Genomic DNA, 23232 nt, shown 5'->3' on the forward strand with positions numbered 1-23232 from the left:
GGGATGCATCGCCCTCCCCGCGCAAAAATGAAAGGCCGCGAATGAAAGTTCGCGGCCTTTTCCTTTTTCCCGATAACGCTTCCCTTTCAGATTTTCAGATAAGCCGGCTCATCCCCGCCGAGCAAAAAGTTGCGCCGCACATCCAGTGCCTCACCCTCGCTGGCCGTCTCATCCTTCAAGGCCACGCCGGACAGGGCACGCTGGTGCGCCTGCGCCATCAGGTAATGCAGCTTGTAGGCGGCTTCCGGATAGGGCAAACCTTCCGGCCGCACATTGGAGATGCAATTGCGGCTGGCGTCGGTGAGTCCGCGCGAGGGCATCCAGGTCAGATAGAGACCCATGCTGTCCGGCGAACTCAGCCCCGGCCGCTCACCGATCAGGATCACCACCAGCTTCACGCCCAGCAACTCCCCGATTTCATCGGCCACCGCCACCCGTCCCTGCTGCACGATCACGGGTGGCGCCATCGACCATCCTTCCGGCGCAATACGCTGCATCACCTCCGCCAGGAAAGGCGCGGCATTGCGCACGATGGCCAGCGCCGACAAGCCATCGGCGATCACGAAGCCCACATCGAAGCGCCGTTGCGGCTCGGTACCGAAACGCTCAAGCAATTGCTGGCGCGATGCTTCCGACAGCCTGCGCCCGAAGTCCGGTCGTTGCAGGTACACCAGCCGGTCCGCTGCCGCGCTTTGCACATCGATCACTTCTTCGGCTGCGCAGAGACCTTGCTGCTGCAATTGTTCCTTGAGCGCAGCCACATCCAGCGGCAGATGCACGGCATCGCGCGCCTGCGCATGCGCCAGCTGGAAAGCCAGTTGCGGCGCGGTCGGCAGGCTTACGCCACTGCGTCCCAGGGCGATGCGCGCAGCAGTGAAGCGGCGCAATGCCTCCCATGGATTGGCCGTGACGTTTTCTGCACCGGGGCTGACGTTTTCTGCACCTTGCGGTGAAATGGCTTGTTTGTCGTCCATGGTCATTGAAGGCGCAACAAGGTCTCGCGGAAACCGGGGGGCATGTCGGCATGCAGGCGGAATGCCTGATCCTGGCCACCCGCATTGAAGATCTGCATCCTGTGCAGCCACGCCTCGAACTCCGGCGCCGGCCGCGAACCCAGTACCCGCCGCGCATACAGCGCATCGTGGAAGGAAGTGGTCTGGTAATTCAACATGATGTCATCCGAACCGGGGATGCCCATGACGAAGGTACAGCCGGCGACGCCCAGCAAGGTCAGCAGCACATCCATGTCGTTCTGGTCCGCTTCGGCATGGTTGGTGTAGCAGACGTCACAGCCCATGGGCAGGCCCAGCAGCTTGGCGCAGAAATGGTCTTCCAGTCCGGCGCGGATGATCTGCTTGCCGTCATACAGGTATTCTGGCCCGATGAAGCCCACCACCGTATTGACCAGCAGCGGCTTGAAGGCGCGGGCCACGGCATACGCGCGCGCCTCGCAGGTCTGCTGGTCGAGTCCGTGATGCGCATTGGCCGACAGCGCACTGCCCTGGCCGGTTTCGAAATACATCACGTTGTCGCCGACCGTGCCGCGCTTCAGGGACAGCGCAGCCTCACGCGCCTCGCCCAGGATGGCCAGGTCGATGCCGAAGCCGCGATTGGCCGCCTCGGTCCCGGCAATGGACTGGAACACCAGATCCACCGGCGCGCCGCGCTCGATGGCGGCAATCGTGTTGGTGACGTGGGTGAGCACGCAGGATTGCGTCGGGATCTCGTAACGCGCGATCACATCGGCCATCATGCCGACCAGCTTGACCACCTGCGGGACGTTGTCGGTAGCGGGATTGATGCCGATGACCGCATCGCCGTTGCCATACATCAGGCCATCAAGCATGCTGGCGGCGATGCCGCTGGCGTCATCCGTGGGGTGATTGGGCTGCAGGCGGGTGGACAAGCGGCCGGGCAAGCCGATGGTATTGCGAAAGGCCGTGACCACGCGGCACTTCTTGGCCACCAGGATCAGGTCCTGGTTGCGCATGATCTTGGAGACGGCCGACGCCATCTCCGGCGTCACCCCGGGTGCCACGGCGGCCAGCACCGTGCTGTCGGTGTCATCGGCCAGCAGCCAGTTGCGGAAATCGCCCACGGTCAGGTGCGCGATCGGCGCAAACGCGGCACGGTCGTGACTGTCGAGGATCAGCCGGGTGACTTCATCCTGTTCGTAAGGGATCAGCGGCTCGTCGAGAAAAGTCTTCAGCGGCAGGTTCGCCAGCGCCATCTGCGCAATGGCACGCTCCTCGGCGCTGCCCGCCGCTACACCGGCCAGCAGATCGCCGGAACGCGCCGGGCTGGCCTTGGCCATCACTTCCTTGAGATCACGAAACACGTAGCTGGCGCTACCCACACTGTGCCGGAAACGGTGTTCGGCCATGATGATGCTCCTCCTTGGTCACCGCTGCCTGCTCAGGCAGCGGTGCGTCATGCCCCGCAACGGCGCGATCAGCTGGTCAGCAGTTGCGGTGCGGTCTTGCCGTATTTGATGCTGGTTTCGGCCGGCAGCCAGTTGCCGGTCGACTCCTGGCGTCCCTGCAGCAGGAAGCGCGGCTTGGCGGCACTGATCTGGTCAGCCGCGAGTTTGGACAGCTCACCGATCTTGCCGTTCTTCATGCGATTGACGATGAGGCCGTAACGGGTCTCGGGGAAGTCACGCAGCATATCGTAATCGCCATCGCTGTCGCCCGCCACGAACAGCGGACCATACCCCTTTTGCGCCACCAGCACCTGCTTGATGGCGACCGTCTTGCCCGGCCCCCAGGTCAGCGGCCACTCCTTCAGATAGGCATTGCGGAAGCTCTGCCCGTTGCGCTCCAGGCGCAGGCCGATGACGTTCTCACGGGTAACGTGGTAGCCATACTTGGGGTGCGTCGCAAACACGGCCACCACATCTTCCAGCGAGGCGGTACAGACATAGACGTCGATGCCATTGCGGCGCAGGCTGTCCATCAAGGTGGCGATTTCGGTGCACAGGCGGATGCCATGGAAGTGCGACACGCTCACCACGCCCGCCTTGCCCGCACGATCGGCCGGGCTGGTGTACTTGACCTTGGTCAGCGCCGCGCCCAGCGCAGCATCGTTGGAGGCTTCGGCCAGCGCGCTCACTTCGGCCACGCTCATGTTGGCGAAGAAGTAGATCACCCACGGATAACCGACGGCTACGCCATGGGTATCGTTGACGGCTTCATAGAGGTAGTAGAGCTTGGTACGGAAGTCCTGGAACTCCGGCGTGGCGGTGATTTCTTCCAGGCTCTTGCTACCGGCCATGCCCTTGTAGTTGGCGTACAGGAACGCATAATCCGCATCGAGGTCAGCGCAGATCGCTTCCAGATCCACGATGTTGCCTGCCGCATTCTTGAAGTCCTTGCTGAACGGACCCGGCGGCACATTCTGACGGGTGATGGCCGCGAACTCGTTTGGTGTCAGCTTGAAAGACAGCGTATTGATCTGGTACATCAACAGCGCTTCTTCGCAGTCATTCATGATGCTGGTGTTGTCCCAGTCGAACACGGCATAGGGCCGCTTGCCGCTCTGGTAACCGGATGACAGCTTGCCATGCTCGGCGATCATCTGCGCCACCATCTCGTGATTGCGGGCCGCCCATTTGGCACGGTCCAGCGCGACTTCAGCGCGGGCGGCCGCCTGGCCGGGCGTGGCGATGGTGGCCAGTGCGCCACCGGCCGCAGCCGCCAGCAGGCCGCCCAGGAAGCCACGGCGCTTGAGAGCGGGTGCGGCGGTGTCGGTCGTCGGTTTGTGATTGTTGTTCATGATGGCCCTGTCGAATGATCGGTATGGAGTTATCGGTATAAAAGTTTTATATCGTTCAGAATTCTGCAACCGCCGCCGCCCCTTCCGCACGCTGGCGTGCCGTCGCCAGGAACCAGGCATAGCCCAGTGCCAGCAAGGCGACGAAGATGCCGAAGATCAGCGGGTTGTAATAGATCATGGTGGCCATGCACACCAGCGCACCGAAGAGCGCGAAGGCCGGGAAGTACGGATACAGCGGTGCCCGGAAAGGCCGCTCCAGGCCGGCCTCGGCGCGGCGCAGGCGGAACAGCGAGAGCATCGACAGGATGTACATCAGGATGGCGCCGAATACCGACATGGTGACGATGTTGGCCGTGAGCGTCTGGCCGCCGATCTTGATGAGTTCATCGCTGTAGATGGCGGCGATCCCCACCACCCCGCCGGCCAGGATGGCGCGGTGCGGCGTCTTGAAACGCGGATGGACGCGGGCGAAATACGCCGGCAGGTAGCCTTCGCGGGCCAGCGCAAAGATCTGGCGCGAGTAGCCCAGGATGATGCCGTGGAAGGACGCCACCAGCCCGAACAGGCCCAGCCACACCAGCATGTGCAGCCAGTTGCTGTTGTCGCCGACGATCAGCTTCATGGCCTGCGGCAGCGGGTCGTTGATGTTGGCCAGCTTGGTCCAGTCGCCCGCACCGCCAGCAAAGAGCATCACCCCAATGGCCAGCACCACCAGCGTGAGGATGCCGGTGATGTAGGCGATGGGAATGGAACGCTTGGGGTCCTTGGCCTCTTCGGCCGCCATGGCCACGCCTTCGATGGCCAGGAAGAACCAGATCGCAAACGGAATCGCCGCGAACATGCCAGGCACTGCCGCCATGCTGAAGCCATCACTGCCGGACCAGCCGCCCTTGGTGAAATTGGCCAGCGAGAAGCCCGGTGCCACCACGCCCATGAACACCAGCAGCTCGAAGATCGCCAGCAGCGTGACGAACAATTCAAAGGTCGCCGCGATCTGCACGCCGACGATGTTGAGCGTCATGAACACGAGATACGCCCCCAGTGCCGCCAGCTTGGGATCGATATTGGGGAACTGCACATTCAGGTAGGCGCCGATGGCCAGTGCGATGGCCGGTGGCGCAAAGACGAATTCAATCAGCGTGGCGGCCCCGGCCAGATAGCCGCCGACCGGCCCGAAGGCGCGCTTGCTGTACGCAAACGGCCCGCCCGCATGGGGAATCGAGGTGGTGAGTTCAGTGAAGCTGAAGATGAAGGTGGCATACATGGCCGCGATGAACAGCGCCGTGACGGTGAAGCCCAGCGTCCCGGCACTGGCCCAGCCATAGCTCCAGCCGAAGTATTCGCCGGAAATCACCAGCCCGACCGCAATGGCCCAGAGCTGCAGGGTGGACAGGACGGGCTTGAGCGTATGCCCCTGCCCTGAAGAGCTTGCATTCATCGGATTCTCCCTTTGGCGCGAAGGCGGAGCCGCTGCATGGCGGCCCCTGTGAAAGGACGGGCGGGCATGGCGCTTGCTTGATTTCGCGCAATGCGCTGCCCTGCCGACGCAATATAGCAACGGCGATTTCAGCGGCGTTATCGAAATTCGGCAAAACTGCGCGGCTTGCCCGCCCCCCGTCGATCAAGGAGCCTGTCCATGCCCACTCTCGCACTGTCCCAAGCTGACACACCTGCCACGCACAGCCAGCGGGCATTGCGCACCGCCATCGCGCGCGACGTGGATGAGCATGCGCACAACCTGACCGATTGGGAGCAACGCTACGACCAGATCACCTGCGGCGCTTTCGAAGGCGTGCTGCAGGAATGGCAGAGCAGCGGCCTGCAGATCTTCCGCGAGGCCAGCAGCCGCGCGGTACGGCAGTCCTGCCAGGTGTGGCCGGACGCCTTCTGGTTCGGCATCGAGGTGCGCACCAGTGGCATGCGCATCAACGGCCGCCAGGTCGGCGAGGATGTGGTGATGACGCGGCCCGGCGCCTGCGAATTCGAACTGGTCACGCCGGATGCACACGAGATCTATGGCATCGTGGTCCAGCGCGATGCTCTGCAGTCCAGCGCGGCACGCCTGGGCTGCATGGCCTCACTGGACTGGAAGCGTCTGGGCCAGGCAGAGTTGCTGAAAGTCGATCACCAGGGGCTGGAGGAGTGCCGCCAGCAGATCGCTGCCCTGCTGACCCTGGCCGGACAGGCCAGCGGTGCGCAAGCGCACGCCGCCCTGCAGCTGCGCCAGGAAGCGGTGCTGGTGGCGCTGCTGGCGATGCTCGATGAAGGCGAGATCGAGGCTGAAGCGGGGGCCAGCTTCCTGCGCCGCCGCCGCATCGTCAACGATGCGCGCGAGTTCGCCATGGCGCATCAGGACAGTCCGGTGACCGTGCCCATGCTGTGCGAAGCGGTCCATGTCAGCCGCCGTACGCTGCAATACTGCTTTGAGGATGTACTGGGCATCAGTCCCATGAGCTATCTGCGGTCGCTGCGCCTGAACGGCGTGCGCCGCGCCCTGTGCGAAGGTGATGGCAGCCAGGCGGTGGGCAGCATCGGCGACATCGCGGCCGCCTGGGGCTTTGCCAATTTCAGCCAGTTCTCCTGCGACTACAAGAAGCTGTTCGGACAGACGCCGTCGGCCATGCTGCAGGCACGGACCCGGCACTGATCGCCGCCCGCCGGTACGATGAAACGAGAGGCATGCACGACCGGCCATGCCGCAACGAGGTATATTCTGCACATATGCATTCGCATGCAAGCCTGCACTTGAACCTATGGTACGCCGATGGTCCGCTTAGCCCCCCTGGTCCGCTCAGTCCGATTTTCTGCCCTGCTCATCGCCGCCTTGTGGGCGTTGCCAGCAGCAGCCGAGTCCTCATCGTCCTCCCCGCCCGCCCCTGAGCAGGCGCGTCAGGCGCTCTCGCTGGGCAGCACGCCCTACACCATGGCCGTCTATGCCAACGCCGATCTGAACGATCTCCCCAGCCATGTCGAGCGCGCCGTCATCATCGTGCACGGGGTCAAGCGCAATGCGGTTGACTACTTTGCCCTCGGTCAACACCTGCTGCAGCAGGCAGCGTTGACTTCAGGCAATACACTGCTGCTGGCACCCAACTTCATGGCCCGCAAGGATGCCGGTCTCTTGCCGGGCATGCCGATCTGGGCCGGCAACGGCTGGATGCAAGGAGCAGCCTCCATTCGAGGCGTCACGGGGATCAGCAGCTTCGCGGCACTGGATGACCTGGTGCGCTGGCTGGCAGAACCGCGGCGCTTTCCCGACCTGCGCGAGATCGTCCTGATCGGCCATTCCGCCGGGGCCCAGCTGATGCAGCGCTACGCCTTGCTCAATCCGGTCGCGGAGACCTTGCAATCCGCCGGGATCCAGGTGCGCTACATCATTTCCAGTCCTTCGTCCTATCTCTACGTAAGCCCGGAACGTCCGCAGGCAGGCGCATTCGCGGTACCGGCAGCGGCGTCCTGCCCGCAATACGACCACTACCGTTACGGTCTCGTCGAGCCTCCCGCTTACCTGATGCAGCAGCATCTGGAGGCGCGCCAGCTATGGGCGCGCTATGCGGCTCGTGACGTGCGCTATCTGGTGGGCGGGCGCGATGTCGATCCGCAGCATCGCTTCCTCGACCGCTCCTGCGGCGCCGCGCTGCAGGGACCGACGCGGCTGGCGCGGCAACTGGCGTACCGGGACTATGAACAGTTTCTGGCCGGGCAATGGCAGATCCCGATACACCATCCGCAGCAGGTGATTCCGGACGCGGCCCACGGGGCGCCGCGCTTGTATCGTTCTCCGCTGGCGCCGCGCCTGATCTTTGCACAGCCCGCGCAGGAGCCTCCGGCTCAGCACTAGCCGTCTTGGGGCAACGCCTCTCGCAGATTGCATGTGAACAGGCTCCAAAGCACTGGCAGTGAACCCGGAGAGACGGCACAATGCCGGCAGCCCAAGCCCGACAACGAGAACACAATGACGGCCAGCCAAGACGACATTTTCTCCCTGGAAAACTTCGAGTACCTCTGTTACGCGCGCCAGCAGGAACCTGCGGCACGGGAACTGGTGCGCCTGCTGCAACTGATTGACCGCCAGTATGGCCAGCTGGCCGGCAAGTTTTCGCTGCAGGTCTCCCCGGCCGTAACCCAGGCAGAACTGGAACAGCACACGCTGACCCGCATCACCGGTGCCATCTCGGCCCTGCTGTCGGATCCCGGCTTTCACCTGAGCCCCAATGGCTTCGGTCAACTGATCCACTTCCAGCGCTGGCTGGCGGCCCTCTTCGGTGCCAGCCACTTCATCAATGCCGACCACATCCTGCGCTCGCTCAACTTCGGCGGGCCACAGGCCCAGGTGTTCGAGGTCAAGCCGCTGGACCTGGTGAAATTCTGTCTGCTGTATTCGCCCGAGTCGGAGTTGGCACTGGATGTGGAAGCCCTGTGGGCGCAAAACAAGCCGCTGGCCGCCGCCCTCTTCCTGGCGCTGATGTCACCGCGTTTTCTCGGTACGCCGGCGGCGCACTCCAAGCGTGAAGCGCTGCTGCAGTGGCTGCCTGACCGGCTGCCCGAGCTGGAATCGCTGGACGGGCTGCCAGTGGCCGTCCTGCATGATGTCTACATGCACTGCAGCTACGCCGACCTGCCGCAGCGCCATCGCATCAAGGGCGCAATCAACCAGCTGCTGCGCAGGAAGCTGGATGCCGAAGGGCTGGACGACCTTTCGCAGACCGGCGATGCACGCGTCAATGGCAAGCCGGTGATGCTGGTCTTGCTGGAATGGTTTTCGGGCGGGCATTCGATCTATCGCACCCACTCCAAGACCCTGGAAGCGGCGCGCCGTCATTTCCACGTGGTGGCCCTGGGCTACGCGGCCAATACCGACGAACTGGGCCGTGCCGTCTTCGATGAATTCATCACGCTGGCGCAGCCGGGCAATCTGATGGCCAGCCTGCAGACGCTGCGCGAGATTGCCACGGCGCGCCGGCCGCGGGTGTTCTACATGCCCAGCGTGGGCATGTTCCCCATCACCATGTTCGCCGCCAATCTGCGCGTGGCGCCCTTGCAGGTGGCGGCGCTCGGGCATCCGGCGACCACCTGCTCGCCGCGCATCGACTACATCAGCGTGGAAGAGGATTTCATCGGCGACCCGGCCTGCTTCAGCGAGCAACTGCTGCGCCTGCCTGCCGACGGACAACCCTACCGGCCCTCGGCCGTGCCCTTCATCGTGCCGCAATTGCAGCGGCGCAATCAGCCGGTGGTGAACGTGGCTGTGGCCGCCACCACCATGAAACTGAATCCGCGCTTCCTGATGGCCTGCCAGCGCATCGTGGAATTGTCGGCGCAAGTGCCGGACGGCGCGGCGCGGGAGGTGCGGCTGCATTTCCTGGTGGGGCAGGCACAAGGGCTGCTCTATCCGCAGCTGCAACGGCTGATCCTGCGCTACGTTCCGAGCGCGCAGGTCTATCCGCACCAGCCTTACCAGCAGTACCTGTCGCTCTTCAACCAGTGCGACATGTTCCTGTCGCCCCTGCCCTTCGGCAATACGAATGGGATCATTGATGCCTTCACGGTAGGACTGCCGGGCGTCTGCAAGACCGGGCCGGAGGTTTTCGAACACATCGATGAGGGGTTGTTCCGCCGTATCGGACTGCCCGACTGGACCATTGCCGCCACGCTGGACGACTACATCCTGGCGGCAGTCCGCATGGCGACCGACTATGCTGCGCGCAGTGCGCTGTATGCGTTGCTGGCCGATCCGCAAGCGCTGCAAAGACTGTTCGAGGGACGGCCCGAATCGCTGGGCGATGCGCTGGCCGCACTGTGCGGCGAGGCAGCGGGCGACTGAGCCTCAGGCGGTGGCGAGGGGTGCCGCCTGCTCCGGCGGCAAGGCAGCCAGCGCGGGAAGGTTCAGGGCTGCGCGTCGTTGCTGGCAGGCGGGATTGGGTTGCCCGTCGGGCTCCCAGGGAGAGAATTCACGGCAGGTGCTGGGCCGCTGCGGGTAGATGCGGCATCCCACGCCCGGCTTGCCCAGCTCCCCGACCAGCGCGATGCAGCGGCCATGGCCGTTTTCCGTGCCTTTCATGCAGGCCAGCGTGTCGTTGACCTTGCTGGTGAGTTCCACCGGCACCACCCCGCCCAATCCATCGCTGAGTTCGCCGCAATAGAACGACACCCGGAAATGCGCGCAGCAGCCACCACAGGCAGTGCAAGGATTGTCGGGTGAATCGGCCATGTCGGTGAAGAGACGGTCTTCATCGACGATCCAGTGGAGGGCGGTGTTTTTCGGCATGAAGAAACGTAAGCAAAATGTCGGGCATATTCAAATGACATGCGCCGGCAGGCGAAGACGCGACTGCTTTCAGTCGTCCTCAGGCGGCCACTGCTGCGCGCCATGAAGAAGACGAATGACTTCGATCACACGTTGACGTGGCCGATAACGATAAACAGCAATGAAGGGAGTGCCACTGATGACCAACTCGCGGGTACCGTTTATGCGTCCGGCTCGCCCCAGAAGCGGATGCGCAAGAAGATGAAGAAGTTGATCTTCAATCTTGTCGCCCTGATCAATCGCAGCGCTGAGATTATGTTGAGCGATGTAATCGATCAAAGCATCGCGGTCAAGAAACGCCCTGGGAAGCCAACGTAAAATCAATCACTTCCCCCTCTTCACCTGCCTCAACAAATTGGCCCGTTTTTCGGACCAACTTGCCTGCGCTTGCTCCTGGCTTATCCATTGGGTCGCGGGATCATCGGCTTCGGCCAATCCCTGTTCCACTTGAGCGCGGAACCAGCGATCATGTTCGACGGCTTCATTGGCGTTCTTCATGGCTGCGGCGCGATCGGGCCGTGTACGCGCCAACGGCTTGAGCTCGGGATTCCAGTTGGAAATATCAAATGTGCCTACCATCAGGCCAAGCTTGCGCAACAAGGTAATGGCAGGAAGCGGATTGGGAAACGTACGCGGTTCATCGCTGCGCGCATGCGAAAGTACGGCTTCCGCATTGTTCTTGGTCGTAATCCGGACGTAGAACCCGCCGCCTTCGGCCTGCAACCTGACGGCAGAAACTCCGCCCGCCTCCGTTGCAGTACGCAATTGCTCAAGAGTCCAGCTTTGCATGATGACACCTCGGCGCGAGACCAATAATGATTAATTGTCTGCAAGTTTAACATAAAACGTGCGAATTTTTCAAGACTGAACTTGCATAAGTTGCCTTACCATCTCTGCGATAATCGGCAGCGCGCACCACTGCACACATCGGACCGACAATCTATCCTGGCGAAACACGACGGGTTCGCCTTATTGTGATGAGCTCAACGTCCAAGGATCTGAATCGGATTTCCACATGGCAGCCAAAGCCAAAGACCCGCTCTCTGCTATTCAGAAGACGCACTCCATTCTCTGGATGAGTCTGTGTTTTACGATCATCTTTATCGTCATGGGAAGCTATTCGTACTTCGAAAAGCCAATCGGACTTCCATGCAAGTTCGCCACGAGAACAGGCATTCTCAAGAAAACGGCCAACTCGGATTTCCTGCTGGATGGCACGCATCAATACGCACTTTCCTGGCCACTCCGCCACGGCCATGGGGGTGCATGGAACGCCTTGGAAAACGCCCGCAACGGCATGCATGTCCAGTCGCAGGTATGTGGGAATGACTTGGTGCGGGTGTTCCTGGAAGGTCGTGAGGTCTTCGTCATCCACTCACGAGACACGCGGGCAGAAAACGTCGCCAGTGCCAAACTGGCGTTCGGCATGGCTTTTTTCTGCCTCGTGTTGATGACCACGATGAGGTATCGATTGAAGCATTTGCGCGCCTGAGCTCGCAACTACGTTGCAGCGGCGATCGCCACACACCATACGAAATACACCCCTGTCCGGGGTTGCCGCGTCGAATCAGCCACCCTTGCGCTCCTTGAACACCGGCACGAACATCTCATGCCACACCGCCGGCTTGGTCTTGATGGTGCCGGCCTTGCCCATGAAGATCACGTATTGCATGATGTCCACCGGGGTGCTCGTGAACTCGGTGCCCGGGTCCGCCAGCATCTGCTCCACTTCTTCCTGCGGCAGCTTCAGCTTGGAGACGCGCAGGAAGATCTCGGCTGCGCCCTTGCGGTTCTTGGCGATGTAGGCGTTGGCCTCTTCCTGCGCGGCCATGAAAGCCTGGGTCAGTTTGGGATTCTTGTCGGTGAAGGACTTCAGTGCAAAGACCACGTCAATGGTGATGTGGCCCAGCACGTCGGTGGAATTCAACACACGGGTGATGCCCGGCGCCTTGGCTTCCTGATAGGAGAATGGCGGCGAGGTGAAGTGCGCCGTGATCTCGGTCTTGCCCGAGACCAGCGAAGCCATCGCTTCCGGGTGCGACAGGCTCACCGTCAGCGGATCCAGCTTCGCGTAGTTCTCGATGCCGAAGGTCTTGGCGGCCGCCATCTGCAACAGCACCGCCGACAGCGAAGTCTTGATGCCGGGAATGGCGATCTTGTCCTTGGGCGTAAAGTCTTTCAGCGACTTGACGTTGGGGTTGTTGGTGTTGAGCCAGAGCGGCGACGTCGACAGTGCGCCCAGTCCCACCACTTCCGAACGCGGAATGCCATGCGCCTTGGACCACAGCGTCACGAAGCCCGGTGCGCCGGTGCCGGCGATGTCGAGGTTGCCGGCCAGCATGGCGTCATTGATGACGTTGCCGCCGTCGAGCAGCACCCACTTGGTCTTGACCTCGCCCAGGCCCATGGCCTTGGCGTGCTTTTCCACCAGGTTCTGGTCGCGGATCACCATCAGCGGCAGGTACAGCAGGCCATAGCCGTGCGAGATGCGCACTTCCTGCGCTTCGGCGCGGGCCGTGCCGGATACGGCGGACAGCGCCAGGGCGCTGGCGATCATGAGGCTGGTGAAGGTACGTCGTTGCATGCTTGTCTCCTGAAGGTCGTCAGTTTATCGGTCTTGTATGGATCGTTGCGTGTTGATGTACGGCTTGCGCGGACCTTGTATGGAGGCAAGGTCCGCAGCCCGGCAGCTCAGTGCTGCATGCCCCAGCGGCGGATGGTGCGCTTCTCGATCTGGGCGAAGATCAGGTTCTCCACCACCAGGCCGATGATGATCACGAAGAACAGGCCCGAGAAGACATTGGCCGTTTCCAGCTGGTTGCGGTTTTCGAAGATGTACCAGCCCAGGCCGCCCGCCCCCGAGGACACGCCAAAGACCAGCTCGGCTGCGATCAGCGTACGCCAGGCGAAGGCCCAGCCCACCTTGAGGCCGGTCAGGATGCTGGGGAAAGCGGCCGGGATCAGGATCGATTTCACCAGCGAGAAGCGGCGCAATCCATAGTTCTGGCCGACCATGCGCAGCGTGTTGGACACCGCCCGGAAGCCGCCATGGGTATTGAGCGCCACCGCCCACAGCACCGAGTGCACCAGCACGAAGATGATGCTGCCGGTACCGAGACCGAACCAGATCAGCGCCAGCGGCAGCAGCGCAATGGCCGGCAGCGGATTGAACATCGAGGTCAGCGTCTCCAGCAGGTCATTGCCGATGCGCGAGCTGATGGCCACCGTCGTCAGCAGCCCGGCCAGCAGGATGCCCAGGCCATAGCCGACCAGCAGCGTCTGCATCGATACCGCCGCGCGCTGCAGCAGCACGCCGCTGCCGATGCCGGAGAGGAAGGCTTGCACCGTCTCGCTGAAGCTGGGGAAGAGCAAGGCATTGTCCAGCCAGCGGCCGTAGACTTCCCAGATCAGGGCCAGCACCAGCAGGATCACGGTCTTGCGCAGCCAGCCCATGCGGTACAGGGACTCGAAGGCCGACAGCGGCCGCTGCACTTCGGCAGTGGCATGGGGATTGGGGTCCACCAGGATTTCCGGGCGGACGAAGGGCAGATTGGTTTGCATGATGAAGTCTCCGGCGCGGCTCAGTGATGGGCGAACAGCATGTCGTTGATGCGGGTTTCCAGTTCGGCCTGGGCAGCGGTGCCCAGCTTGCCGGGATCGATGCTGTTGAGTTCGGCGCGGACCTGGCCCGGGTGCGGTGTCAGCAGCAGGATGCGGGTGCCCACGCGGATCGCTTCTTCGATCGAGTGCGTCACGAAGAGCACCGTGAACTGGGTGTCGTCCCACAGGCGCAGCAGTTCATCCTGCATCTTGCGGCGGGTCAGTGCATCCAGCGCGGCGAAGGGTTCGTCCATCAGCAGCACGTCCGGCTCCATGGCCATGCCACGGGCAATCGAGACGCGCTGCTTCATGCCGCCGGAGAGCATGTGCGGATAGCTGTCGATGAACTTGGCCAGGCCGACCTTGCCGATGTAGTACTCGGCGCGCTCGGCGGCAGCCTTGCCTTGCAGGCGGCCACTGGCGTGCAGCGCGAACTCCACGTTCTGGCGCACCGTCTTCCAGGGCAGCAGCTGGTCGAATTCCTGGAACACCATCATGCGGTCCGGACCGGGCTCATGCACTTCCCGGCCCTTGAGACGGATCGCCCCCGAGGTCGGCTGCAGGTAGCCGCCGATGGCCTTCAGCAGCGTGGACTTGCCGCAGCCAGAGGGGCCCAGCAGGATGTAGCGGTCGCCCGGATGGACGTTGAAACTGACGTTCTGGGTAGCGGTGACCAGTGAATCGGTGGTTTTGTATTGCAGGGTGACGCGGTCGATTTCCAACAGCGGACGCGATGGGTCGAGGATAGCCGCAGCTTGGGCAGGGTCGCTCATGCCAGTCTCCAAATGATTTATAAGAATTATTGATGCTGGAACGGATGCTAGGCCGCCAAGCTGTAACGAATCTGACTAAATCCTGACGTCTTCTTTTCGTGAGCGGTTCGGACATACAATGACGACCTGCCCAAGCAGCGTCCAACAGCTGCGGCATCGAAAAACAACACTGGAGATCCCATGCGCATCCTGCTGGTCGAAGACACTGCCGACGTGGCCGAGGCCATCGTTTCCCACCTGGCCCGCATCGGCCACACGGTCGAATGGGAAAGCCACGGCGGCCACGCCGCGCGCCGCCTGGGCGAGGCCTTCGACCTGCTGATCCTGGACGTGATGCTGCCGCAGACCGATGGCTTCGCCCTGCTGGAGCAATTGCGCGCGCGCGGTCAGCACACGCCGGTGCTCATGCTCACCGCCTGCGGCGAGATCGAAGAGCGCGTGCGCGCACTCGACCTGGGCGCGGACGATTACCTGGTCAAGCCCTTCGACTTCCGCGAACTGGAGGCGCGCATCCGCGTGCTCCTGCGCCGGAGCGGCGGCGAATCGACCAACCTGCTGCACTGTGCCAACCTGTGCATCGACCGCAAGAGCCGCACCGCCACGCTGGACGGCCAGCCCATCGAGCTGACCCGGCGCGAGGTGACGCTGCTGGAAATCATTGCGGCAAGGCCGGGGCGCATCTTCAACAAGGATGAGTTGATGGATCGCCTCTTCACGGTCGACGACACGCCCAACGCCAACACGGTCGAGCAATACGTGGCGCGCCTGCGAAAGAAACTGGCCGCTGCCGCCTTCGAAATCCGCACCCTGCGCGGCCTCGGTTATCAGCTGGTGTTGCACGCCCCGGCCGCCGGTGAAGCTTCCGCGTCCACTCCTGCCGCTGCCCTGCACTGATGCTGGGCCGTTCGCCGCACGTCGTCGCCGGACGCTCGCTCTACACGCGGCTGGTGGTGCGCGTAGGCGCGGTGCTGCTGGTGAGCGCCGCCGTGCTGCTCATCGCCATCTGGATCTCGACCCAGCTGGCCGCGCGCCAGGCCTATGACCGCATCCTGGCCGGCAGTGCCTTGCAGATCGCCGAGAACACCTGGTACGACCATGGCGAGGTCAATGTCGATGTGCCGCTGGCGGCGCTGTCGATGCTGGGCACCGGGGACCATGCGATCTATGCGGTCTTCGATCCGCGTGGCCGGGTGATCGCAGGCGATGCCGAATTCCGTCCGGAGATTCCCTGGAACGAGCTGGAACAAGGCCCGCTGTTGCGCGACGGCGATTATCTGGGCACGCCGGTGCGCATGGCCATCATCGGGCGGCGCATGCCGGTCGACAGCGCCCATCCTTGGGCCGTGATCGTGCTGGCACAGACCAACAACGCGCGCATGTCCTTTGCGCAAAGCCTGGGCGGCAAGGCGCTGGTGGTGATCGTGGCCATGAGCGCCCTGACGATTTTGGCAGCGATGTTCACCCTGTACCAGGCACTGGCACCGCTCAAGCGCATCGAGGCGGCCATCCGTGAACGGGACCTGAACGATCTTTCACCCCTGTCGTTAACCGTGCCTGCCGAGACGCATGCGCTGGTGTCGGCCATCAATGCCTTCATGGAGAGGCTGGTGGTCCACCGCGCCACCATGCGCCGCGTGATCGGCGATGCCGCGCATCAATTGCGTACGCCCGTCACCGCCCTGGTGGCGCAGATGGAACTGCTGGCCACCGAGCCCAGCGAGGAGAAGCGCCAACGCCACTTGGCGCTGCTGCGCGAGCGCACGCGCCACCTGGGCGCGCTGGTGAACCAGCTCATCAATCACGCCATGGTCCAGCATCGCAATGACAGCCGCCTGCAGGAACGCATCGATCTGGCCGACCTGGTGCGCTCGCAGATGACGGAAGTGCTGTCCAATCGCGCGCGCACGCCGCACGACCTGGCGCTGGATGTGCCGCCCCTGCCCTGCCTGATCCAGGGCGACCCGATTGCGCTGGGCGAGGCCATCAAGAACATCCTCGACAACGCCCTGCAATACGGTGCGCCGGGGCTGTTGCACGTACGGCTGGACAGCGATGGCCAGCGCCATCGCCTGAGCTTCATCGATGACGGGCCGGGGATTGCTGCCGAGGATTGGGAGAGATTGCGCAAGCCCTTCGCCCCGCGCGGAGAGAACCGCATGGGGGCAAGCCTGGGCTTGTCCATCGTGGAAGAAGTCATGCGCGCGCATGCGGGCGAGATGCGCTTTGCTTACCTGCCCGACGGGCATTTTGCGGTCCTGCTGGATTTCCCGGCCTGGCAGGAGCCGGCCTGAGGCGCTGAGCGCGAATCAGCGCCCTATTTCCATTCCAGGATCGCATTGCGGCGATCCAGCCAATGTACCTTCACACTGCCGGGTGTCACCTTGCGTGCCGCGCAGGCGCTGGCCGCGAGCGCGAAGGAGGCATCGTAGTAACGTCCGCTGGCCGACGAGCGCAACGGCGTCTGCGGCGCATTGCGGGCAATCCAGTCAGCCGCATTGGTGCGCAGGAAGATCATGCAAGCGCTGCCACTGGTCTCGGCTACCTGGCAGGCGCAGCTGTTGCCGGAGGTGGTGATGGGTTCGCTCAGTGGCGGGTTGCGATTCAGCGCATCCGGCACCGGGACAGGGACCGGTACCGGAACGGGCACCCCCTGCTGCGGACCGTAATGGCCGCCCAGATCGCGGGTGGTGACCTGGGCCGTGGCCGGCAGGAGCAGCACGCCCAACAGCAGCGGCAGGCATCGGATCATGTTCATGGATGGTGTCTCCTCGCTGGCATCAGGTGTGTTCAGGCGCGGGCGCGCAGGCGATACAGGCTGGTGGTTTCCTTGCTGCGCGCAGCATGCAGCGGATCATCGCGATCGACTGCCTTGCCGTGGCGCGGCTTGATGTCGTGCCGTGCCACCACTTCCAAGCCGGCCTGGGCAATCGCCTCGGCCAGCATGCCGGGGGCGCGCAAACCCAGGTGTTCGGCGAAGTCGGAGAGAATCAGCCAGCCTTCGCCCTGCGGGGTCAGGTGATCGGACAGTCCCTTCAGGAAGCCCAGCAGCATGCGGCTGTCCGGATCGTAGACCGCGTGTTCAATCGGTGAACTGGGACGCGCCGGCAGCCAGGGCGGATTGCAGACGATCAGCGGTGCGCGGCCTGAGGGGAACAGGTCGGCCTCCTGCAATTCGACCTGCGGCAAGACCCCCAGCCCTTGCAGGTTCTCGCGTGCGCAGGCCAACGCGCGCGGGTCCATGTCGGTGGCGATGATCTTGCGCACGCCGCGCCGGGCCAGCACGGCCGAGAGCACGCCGCTGCCCACGCCGATATCGAAGGCCAGTTCGGTCGAGGGCAGCGGGGCCTTGGCCACCAGGTCCACGTACTCGCCACGCACCGGCGAGAAGACGCCATACCACGGATGGATGCGGCTACCCAGTGCGCCGATCTCGACGCCCTTCTTGCGCCACTCATGCGCACCGATCAGGCCCTGCAGCTCGCGCAGCGAGACCGCAAAGGATGTGCCCTGCAGCGAGGGCGCATAGGCTTCGCGGCAGGCGGCCTGCACGTCGGGCGCACGGCGCAGCGGCACCACGAAACCGGGATCGACGGGAATGAGCAGCATGCCCAGGATGCGCGCGCGCTGCGCCTGCATCTGGCGATGATGATGGAAGGCTTGCGCCGGGCTCTCAGCGGTGGCCGCTTTGGATTTGCTCTTGGCCTGGGCGCGCTCGCGGGCGCGGTCCACACGTCGGCCCAGGGCTTGCAGCAGTTGGCGCGCATTCTGGAAGTCGCCGCGCCAGAGCAGGCCCGTTCCCTCGCAGGTCAGCTTGTAGGCGGCATCGGCGGCCATCTGGTCGTCCGCCTCGACGACGCGCTTGGGGGGCGGATTGCCGGCCTCGGAATGCCAGCGCAGTTGCTGTGAAGTGGCACCGGTGGTCCAGGTGATGAAAGCGGAAGTGTCGTCGTGTGAGGTCATGAATCAGGGGATCAGCGAGCGCGGCACAGGAAGCGCCGCGCAAAAACAGCCGCCAGTGTAACAAAGCATGGCCTGTACTCGGCGCTGCCGGAACTTGTGTCTGGCAACCGTACCCAAACAGAAGAACTTGATGCCGGGCAAACCCCGGCGCCTTTTTTTGCCGGCCCGGGCGTGATGCGCCTATGATGGAGCCGGTCCATCACCGAAGGAGAATCCATGAGCGAGCCCATGCAAAACCCAGCGTTCGACCACCAGCGCCTGCTGGACATGGTCGGCCAGTTCGAGGCGGAATTGCAGAAACTGCCCGCTGGCAGCACCGAAGCCGACCAGCTGCGCGAAGACATCGCCCGTCTGCGCCAGCACCTGAGCGAACCGCAGCCGCATGCGGGACAGGTCGGCGATACCTGGCACTCCCTGCGCCGAGCCGCCGACAGCCTGGAAAACCAGGTGCTCAAAGACAGCCCCTACATCACCGAGATGGGGCGCATCATCGGGCTGATCTGATTTGTCAGCGCATGAACGGCTGCAACGGCCGATCACTAACCGCCTGTCGCTGGAATGCCGCAGGCGGTTTTGTTTTCAGGTGGTCGGTAGCAATTCGATCATCTTGCATGGCTTATTCTCCAAAATCCGTACAAAATATTCTGCCATAGCAGAATTTGTCACTCGATTTCCCGAAATACGCTCCACCGCAATAAAAAATTCTATTTTGATAGAATATTGAGTGAATTCAGCCATTGAGAAACCTGATATTCTTCTATAGCAGAATACGGAGGGCATATGGCAAAGCCAGAATATTTTGGAAAAATCAACGAAGCAGCAGGTTTCGGCGCTGCCATCCGGGCCGCACGTAAAGCAGCCGGGATGCGAATTGCCGACGTTTGCGCACTGGCGGACGTGTCCATCCAAACCCTGAGTGACATTGAATCGGGCAAGCCGACGGTCAGCATCGGCAAGATGCTTGATGTGGCGGATTGCCTGGGCGTTTCGTTCTTCTCGGTCTCGGCAGAAGAACGGCACACTGCGGAGAAAGAACTCCCGCGCTTGTTCCCGGCGTGGCATCGATGAGCATGTTCCTCAACATCTGGATGGGTGGAGTGCGGGTCGGCGAGCTTTGGCACCACACCGATGAGAACCTGTTTTCCTTGCGCTACGACGAGGCCTGGACGCAATCCGGCCATGCCTTGTCACCGGCCCTCCCCCTGATTCGTCCCGAAGCAGAAAGCAGGGAACGTCACAGCATGGAGGTGCGCAATTTCTTCCAGAACCTGCTTCCGGAAGGAAAGGCGCTGGACGACGCCGTGGCCACCTACCATCTTTCCAAGTCGAACCTGGCGGGTCTGCTGCATGCACTCGGCCGCGAGTCGGCGGGCGCGCTGGTCTTCACCGCCAACGCCGTTACGCCCCACGACAAGGACGAGCGACAAGCCAGGCGACTGTCATCGGAGGAACTTTCCCAGCGCATCCGGGCCCGGCCGGAGCATCCTTTCACGGTGTGGGATGGCCGGGTCAGGCTGTCCATCGCCGGTTATCAGGACAAACTGGCCGTCCTCCAGCAGGGCGATGTGTGGTTTCTGCCGGAAACGCTGCAACAGTCCTCCACCCACATCCTCAAGCCGGAGCCGGTCAGCCGGCAGCTCGCGGGCATGACCACCAACGAACTGATGTGCATGCTGCTGGCAGGCGCGGTGGGCGTCAGGGCGGCTGGGGTGAGACTGGCGCACGTACCGGAGCCGGTACTGGTGGTGGAGCGATTTGATCGTGTCCACGCCCGGGGGGACATGCAAGCAGCGCAGGCCGACGGCACGCAAGTCTTGCGCCGGCAATGCATAGACGGCTGTCAGGCCTTGGGACTTCCGGTCGACTTCAAATACGAACGGCCCTTTGGGGATGGCGATGACGTCAAGGAGATACGCGATGGCGCCTCGCTCAAACGCTTCTTCCGTTTGCTTGGCGACCGTGACCTCATGCACTCGACCGGCCCCGCCAAGCTTGCCTTCCTGCGCTGGCTCATCTTCCAGGTATTGATCGGCAATACCGATGCGCACGCCAAGAACCTGAGCTTTTTCAGCGATGCCAATCGGCTTGTACTGGCGCCCGCTTATGACATGGTGTCGGGATTGGCGCTCATTGACGCTCAGGTGGCCGACCAACTGGCGATGGCGGTGGGCGACAATTTTGATCCGCGCACCATTCGTGCTTTCGACTGGGCCTTGATGGCGCATGAGTGCGCCCTTGCACCGAGGCTGGTCGTCAATGCGCTCAAGGAGCTGGCTACGCTCAGCCTGAAAAAATTGCCGGACATCTGCCACGAAGTGCTGGCGCAGGGAGGAGACCCGCGCATGACGCAGCGCGTGGCGGGCGTCGTGCAATCGCAATGCGAAGCAGCCTTGGCCTGTGCGAAGGATATCCTGGCCGTCAATCCGGCCTACCTTTGATCGGACAAATCGGACAAAAAAACTGCCCATCGCAGCAGGGGTGACGGACAGTTTTCGTTTTGGACACGGCGTATCAATGCGCCGGCAGCGGAATCCACTCAGTCTCACCGGGAATATCCGGGAACACGTTCTTGTCACGTCCATTCCAGGCCAGCTTGGCCGCTTCGATCTTCTCGCGCGAGGTCGCCACGAAATTCCACCACACGAAGCGCGGACCATCCAGCGGTGCGCCGCCCAGGATCATGAACACCGTTTCTCCCACGGCCTTGAGCGCCACTGCCGCACCCGGGGCCAGAATGGCCAGCGTGCCCGGCTCCATGCGCTCGCCGTCCAGCGTCACGTCACCGCGTACCACGTAGACCGCGCGTTCCTGTACGTCGGCGGCAATCTCCAGCTCGGCGCCTTGCGTGGTGCTGCCCGCCACATACAGCGTCGGGCTGGCCGTGGCCACCGGCGAGCTCACGCCGAAAGCCGAACCCGCCAGCACGTGCAGACGGGCGCCGCCCACTTGCGCCTCAGGCATGTCCTCCGAGGCGTAATGACGGAACAGCGGGTCGCTGTCTTCCTGCTCGACCGGCAGGGCCACCCACATCTGCAGGCCATGCACCGGCACCTTCTGCTCGCGGATATCGTCGGGGATACGCTCTGAATGGACGATGCCGCGTCCCGAAGCCATCCAGTTGACCGCCCCCGGGGTGATGCGCTGGACCACGCCCAGGCTGTCCCGGTGCATCATGGCCCCCGAAAACAGGTAAGTCACGGTGGCCAGGCCGATGTGGGGATGCGGACGGACATCGCCTTCGGTGGTGCCGGCATCGAATTCCACCGGCCCCATATGATCGAAAAAGACGAAGGGACCGACCGTGCGTGCAGCCGCCGCCGGCAGCAGGCGCCGCACCGGAAAACCGATGTCGCGAGTCAGGCCGTGGATCTGGTGAAGAATGTTGCTCATGGTGCTCTCCTGTGGCGGCGGGCGCACTTGGCTGCCCGCCGCTGGGGTTCGGATGAATCAAGGGTTCAGAAACGACCGGCGCGGAAATCGTCGATGGCGGCTTCCACCTGTTCGCGGGTATTCATCACGAACGGGCCCCACTGGGCAATCGGTTCATTCAAGGGCTTGCCGGCAATCAGCAGGAAGCGGCTGGCCTGCTCGGCCCGCACCGTCACACCGGCGGCGCCCGCCACGTTGGACAGCACGGCCATGCGACCAGCCTCGGCGGCACGGGTCTCGCTGCCAGCCGCACCTACGGCCAGCTTGCCTTCATACACGTAGAGGAAAGCATTGTGCGTGGCCGGGATCGGCAGGTCCAGCGTCACGCCGGATTCCAGCTTCAGGTCCAGATACAACGGCTCGGTGGTCTCGCGGCTGATGGCGCCAGCCACGCCAAAGGCGGTCCCGGCCAAGACGCGGACCTTCACGCCCGCTTGCGGCTCGGTCTCGGGGATACCTGCCGAGGGGATATCCTGATAGCCGGGATCGGTCATCTTGTCCTTGCCCGCCAGGTTCACCCACAGCTGGAAGCCGCTCATGAGGCCGTTTTCCTGTTCCGGCAACTCCGAGTGCACCAGGCCACGGCCGGCCGTCATCCATTGCATGCCGCCCGGTTCCAGCAAGCCTTCGTTACCGGCATTGTCGCGGTGGCGCATGCGGCCGGCCAGCATGTAGGTCACGGTTTCGAAGCCGCGATGCGGGTGGTCGGGGAAACCCGCCAGGTAATCGCTGGGCTCGTCCGAGTGGAAGGCATCCAGCATCAGGAACGGGTCCAGGCGGCGCTGCAGGTCGTGGGTCAGCACGCGGGTGAGGCTTACGCCGGCGCCATCCTGGGTAGGGATGCCGTTGACCAGGCGTTCGATTTGACGGGTGTAGGGGGTGCTCATGCTTGTCTCTCCTGTAGAGGCCCGCACGTCGTGGGCGCGGGCCGGTGAATCATGGTCGATGGTTGGAACGGGTGGCCATCAGGCTCAACGGCTTTCTTCCGGCTGGGCTTGCGGGTCGATCGAGGACACCAGCAACAGTGCACCGATCAGGGCCACGTTCTTGAGGAAGTGAATCATCTGGCCTTGGGCGGCAGCGCCTTCGAGCGTCCAGAAATGATGGGCCGACAGGGTTGCGCCGACGGTGAAGAGCGCAATCACCAGCGACACCGGACGCACGCCGCGACCGGTCATCAGCAGCAAGCCGCCGCCGACTTCGACCAGGATGGTGACCAGCACGGCCAGAGTCGGTACCGGCAGGCCCAGGCTGCCGAAGTAGCCGACCGTGCCGGCAAAGCCGACGATCTTGAAAATGCCCGAAATGACGAACAAGGAAGCCAGCAGGACGCGGCCAATACGGAAAGTGGTGAAGTTGGTAATCATGGTAAGCCTCTCTGATGTTGGG

General features: G+C 63.2%; 24 protein-coding genes. 9 read left to right on the forward strand and 15 right to left on the reverse strand.

The genetic code is table 11. From position 1 onward, the window contains the following. Positions 1–86: 86 nt before the first annotated feature. From eutC to eat, 4 genes are all read right to left on the reverse strand, one after another. Positions 87–980, reverse strand: a complete 894-nt coding sequence (gene eutC / locus J2X56_RS04175) for an ethanolamine ammonia-lyase subunit EutC (protein ID WP_121045617.1) — start codon at positions 978–980, stop codon at positions 87–89. After that, positions 977–2383 (reverse strand): ethanolamine ammonia-lyase subunit EutB, encoded by a 1407-nt coding sequence (locus J2X56_RS04180; RefSeq protein ID WP_121045618.1) that lies wholly within the window; start codon positions 2381–2383, stop codon positions 977–979. Before J2X56_RS04180 ends, eutC begins: the two co-directional genes overlap by 4 nt. 68 nt (positions 2384–2451) lie before the next feature. Beyond that, positions 2452–3774 (reverse strand): HAD family hydrolase, encoded by a 1323-nt coding sequence (locus tag J2X56_RS04185; protein ID WP_121045619.1) that lies wholly within the window; start codon positions 3772–3774, stop codon positions 2452–2454. Between the two features lie 55 nt (positions 3775–3829). After that, positions 3830–5212, reverse strand: coding sequence for an ethanolamine permease (eat, locus tag J2X56_RS04190; RefSeq protein ID WP_121045620.1), 1383 nt, complete (start codon positions 5210–5212; stop codon positions 3830–3832). Positions 5213–5410: 198 nt separating this feature from the next. On the opposite strand from eat, the gene J2X56_RS04195 reads away from it, so the two are divergent. From J2X56_RS04195 to J2X56_RS04205, 3 genes are all read left to right on the forward strand, one after another. Further along, positions 5411–6421: a helix-turn-helix domain-containing protein gene (locus J2X56_RS04195; protein WP_121045621.1), complete on the forward strand. Its 1011-nt coding sequence runs from the start codon at positions 5411–5413 to the stop codon at positions 6419–6421. Positions 6422–6538: 117 nt separating this feature from the next. Further along, the gene (locus J2X56_RS04200) at positions 6539–7615 is read left to right on the forward strand and encodes a hypothetical protein (protein WP_121045622.1); all 1077 of its coding nucleotides are present in this window, start codon (positions 6539–6541) and stop codon (positions 7613–7615) included. Positions 7616–7729: 114 nt separating this feature from the next. Beyond that, complete coding sequence (locus J2X56_RS04205; RefSeq protein ID WP_039787130.1) at positions 7730–9598, forward strand: hypothetical protein; 1869 nt, start codon at positions 7730–7732, stop codon at positions 9596–9598. A 3-nt stretch (positions 9599–9601) separates the two neighbouring features. Here the strand turns inward: J2X56_RS04205 and J2X56_RS04210 are convergent, their stop codons facing one another. From J2X56_RS04210 to J2X56_RS04220, 3 genes are all read right to left on the reverse strand, one after another. Further along, positions 9602–10042 (reverse strand): YkgJ family cysteine cluster protein, encoded by a 441-nt coding sequence (locus tag J2X56_RS04210; protein WP_121045623.1) that lies wholly within the window; start codon positions 10040–10042, stop codon positions 9602–9604. 69 nt (positions 10043–10111) lie between these two features. Next, complete coding sequence (locus J2X56_RS04215; protein WP_083859711.1) at positions 10112–10405, reverse strand: type II toxin-antitoxin system RelE/ParE family toxin; 294 nt, start codon at positions 10403–10405, stop codon at positions 10112–10114. Beyond that, positions 10406–10870 carry a hypothetical protein gene (locus J2X56_RS04220; RefSeq protein WP_034335887.1) on the reverse strand — a complete coding sequence of 155 codons (465 nt, stop codon included), beginning with the start codon at positions 10868–10870 and terminating at the stop codon, positions 10406–10408. Positions 10871–11096: 226 nt separating this feature from the next. Here J2X56_RS04220 and J2X56_RS04225 point away from each other — a divergent pair, with 226 nt between their 5' ends. Further along, a complete protein-coding gene (locus tag J2X56_RS04225) occupies positions 11097–11573 on the forward strand; it encodes a hypothetical protein (protein ID WP_134136470.1) in 477 nt (158 codons plus the stop codon). A 75-nt stretch (positions 11574–11648) separates the two neighbouring features. Here J2X56_RS04225 and J2X56_RS04230 read toward each other — a convergent pair whose 3' ends face one another. The 3 genes from J2X56_RS04230 to J2X56_RS04240 form a co-directional block, all read right to left on the reverse strand. Beyond that, complete coding sequence (locus tag J2X56_RS04230; RefSeq protein ID WP_310158419.1) at positions 11649–12665, reverse strand: ABC transporter substrate-binding protein; 1017 nt, start codon at positions 12663–12665, stop codon at positions 11649–11651. Positions 12666–12772: 107 nt separating this feature from the next. Beyond that, complete coding sequence (locus J2X56_RS04235; RefSeq protein WP_034335868.1) at positions 12773–13642, reverse strand: ABC transporter permease; 870 nt, start codon at positions 13640–13642, stop codon at positions 12773–12775. 20 nt (positions 13643–13662) lie between these two features. Beyond that, positions 13663–14454, reverse strand: coding sequence for an ABC transporter ATP-binding protein (locus J2X56_RS04240; RefSeq protein WP_121045626.1), 792 nt, complete (start codon positions 14452–14454; stop codon positions 13663–13665). Positions 14455–14634: 180 nt separating this feature from the next. Here J2X56_RS04240 and J2X56_RS04245 point away from each other — a divergent pair, with 180 nt between their 5' ends. Together J2X56_RS04245 and J2X56_RS04250 are read left to right on the forward strand one after the other, a co-directional pair. Then, entirely contained in the window at positions 14635–15348 is a 714-nt protein-coding gene (locus J2X56_RS04245; protein WP_134136473.1) for a response regulator transcription factor, read from the forward strand. After that, on the forward strand, positions 15348–16745 hold the full coding sequence (locus J2X56_RS04250; RefSeq protein ID WP_121045628.1) for a sensor histidine kinase: 1398 nt from the start codon (positions 15348–15350) through the stop codon (positions 16743–16745). The genes J2X56_RS04245 and J2X56_RS04250 overlap by 1 nt, the downstream gene beginning before the upstream one ends. 23 nt (positions 16746–16768) lie before the next feature. Here the strand turns inward: J2X56_RS04250 and J2X56_RS04255 are convergent, their stop codons facing one another. Further along, on the reverse strand, positions 16769–17209 hold the full coding sequence (locus J2X56_RS04255) for a hypothetical protein (RefSeq protein ID WP_121045629.1): 441 nt from the start codon (positions 17207–17209) through the stop codon (positions 16769–16771). Between the two features lie 32 nt (positions 17210–17241). Then, positions 17242–18414 carry a class I SAM-dependent methyltransferase gene (locus tag J2X56_RS04260; protein ID WP_121045630.1) on the reverse strand — a complete coding sequence of 391 codons (1173 nt, stop codon included), beginning with the start codon at positions 18412–18414 and terminating at the stop codon, positions 17242–17244. A 228-nt stretch (positions 18415–18642) separates the two neighbouring features. Between J2X56_RS04260 and J2X56_RS04265 the strand changes: the two genes are divergently transcribed. The 3 genes from J2X56_RS04265 to J2X56_RS04275 all read left to right on the forward strand — a co-directional run bounded on the left by J2X56_RS04265 (position 18643) and on the right by J2X56_RS04275 (position 20852). After that, positions 18643–18918: a hypothetical protein gene (locus J2X56_RS04265; protein WP_227022717.1), complete on the forward strand. Its 276-nt coding sequence runs from the start codon at positions 18643–18645 to the stop codon at positions 18916–18918. Between the two features lie 276 nt (positions 18919–19194). Then, positions 19195–19482: a helix-turn-helix transcriptional regulator gene (locus J2X56_RS04270; protein WP_121045632.1), complete on the forward strand. Its 288-nt coding sequence runs from the start codon at positions 19195–19197 to the stop codon at positions 19480–19482. Between the two features lie 2 nt (positions 19483–19484). Then, positions 19485–20852, forward strand: coding sequence for a HipA domain-containing protein (locus J2X56_RS04275; RefSeq protein WP_204726478.1), 1368 nt, complete (start codon positions 19485–19487; stop codon positions 20850–20852). A gap of 73 nt (positions 20853–20925) precedes the next feature. Here J2X56_RS04275 and J2X56_RS04280 read toward each other — a convergent pair whose 3' ends face one another. The 3 genes from J2X56_RS04280 to J2X56_RS04290 form a co-directional block, all read right to left on the reverse strand. Beyond that, positions 20926–21804, reverse strand: coding sequence for a pirin family protein (locus tag J2X56_RS04280; RefSeq protein WP_134136475.1), 879 nt, complete (start codon positions 21802–21804; stop codon positions 20926–20928). 65 nt (positions 21805–21869) lie between these two features. Next, the gene (locus tag J2X56_RS04285; protein ID WP_134136477.1) at positions 21870–22730 is read right to left on the reverse strand and encodes a pirin family protein; all 861 of its coding nucleotides are present in this window, start codon (positions 22728–22730) and stop codon (positions 21870–21872) included. A gap of 84 nt (positions 22731–22814) precedes the next feature. Next, positions 22815–23210 (reverse strand): DoxX family protein, encoded by a 396-nt coding sequence (locus tag J2X56_RS04290; RefSeq protein ID WP_121045636.1) that lies wholly within the window; start codon positions 23208–23210, stop codon positions 22815–22817. Positions 23211–23232 lie beyond the last annotated feature (22 nt).

Source organism: Herbaspirillum sp. 1173, from assembly GCF_031455335.1.
In the GTDB taxonomy this organism is placed as follows: domain Bacteria; phylum Pseudomonadota; class Gammaproteobacteria; order Burkholderiales; family Burkholderiaceae_D; genus Herbaspirillum; species Herbaspirillum huttiense.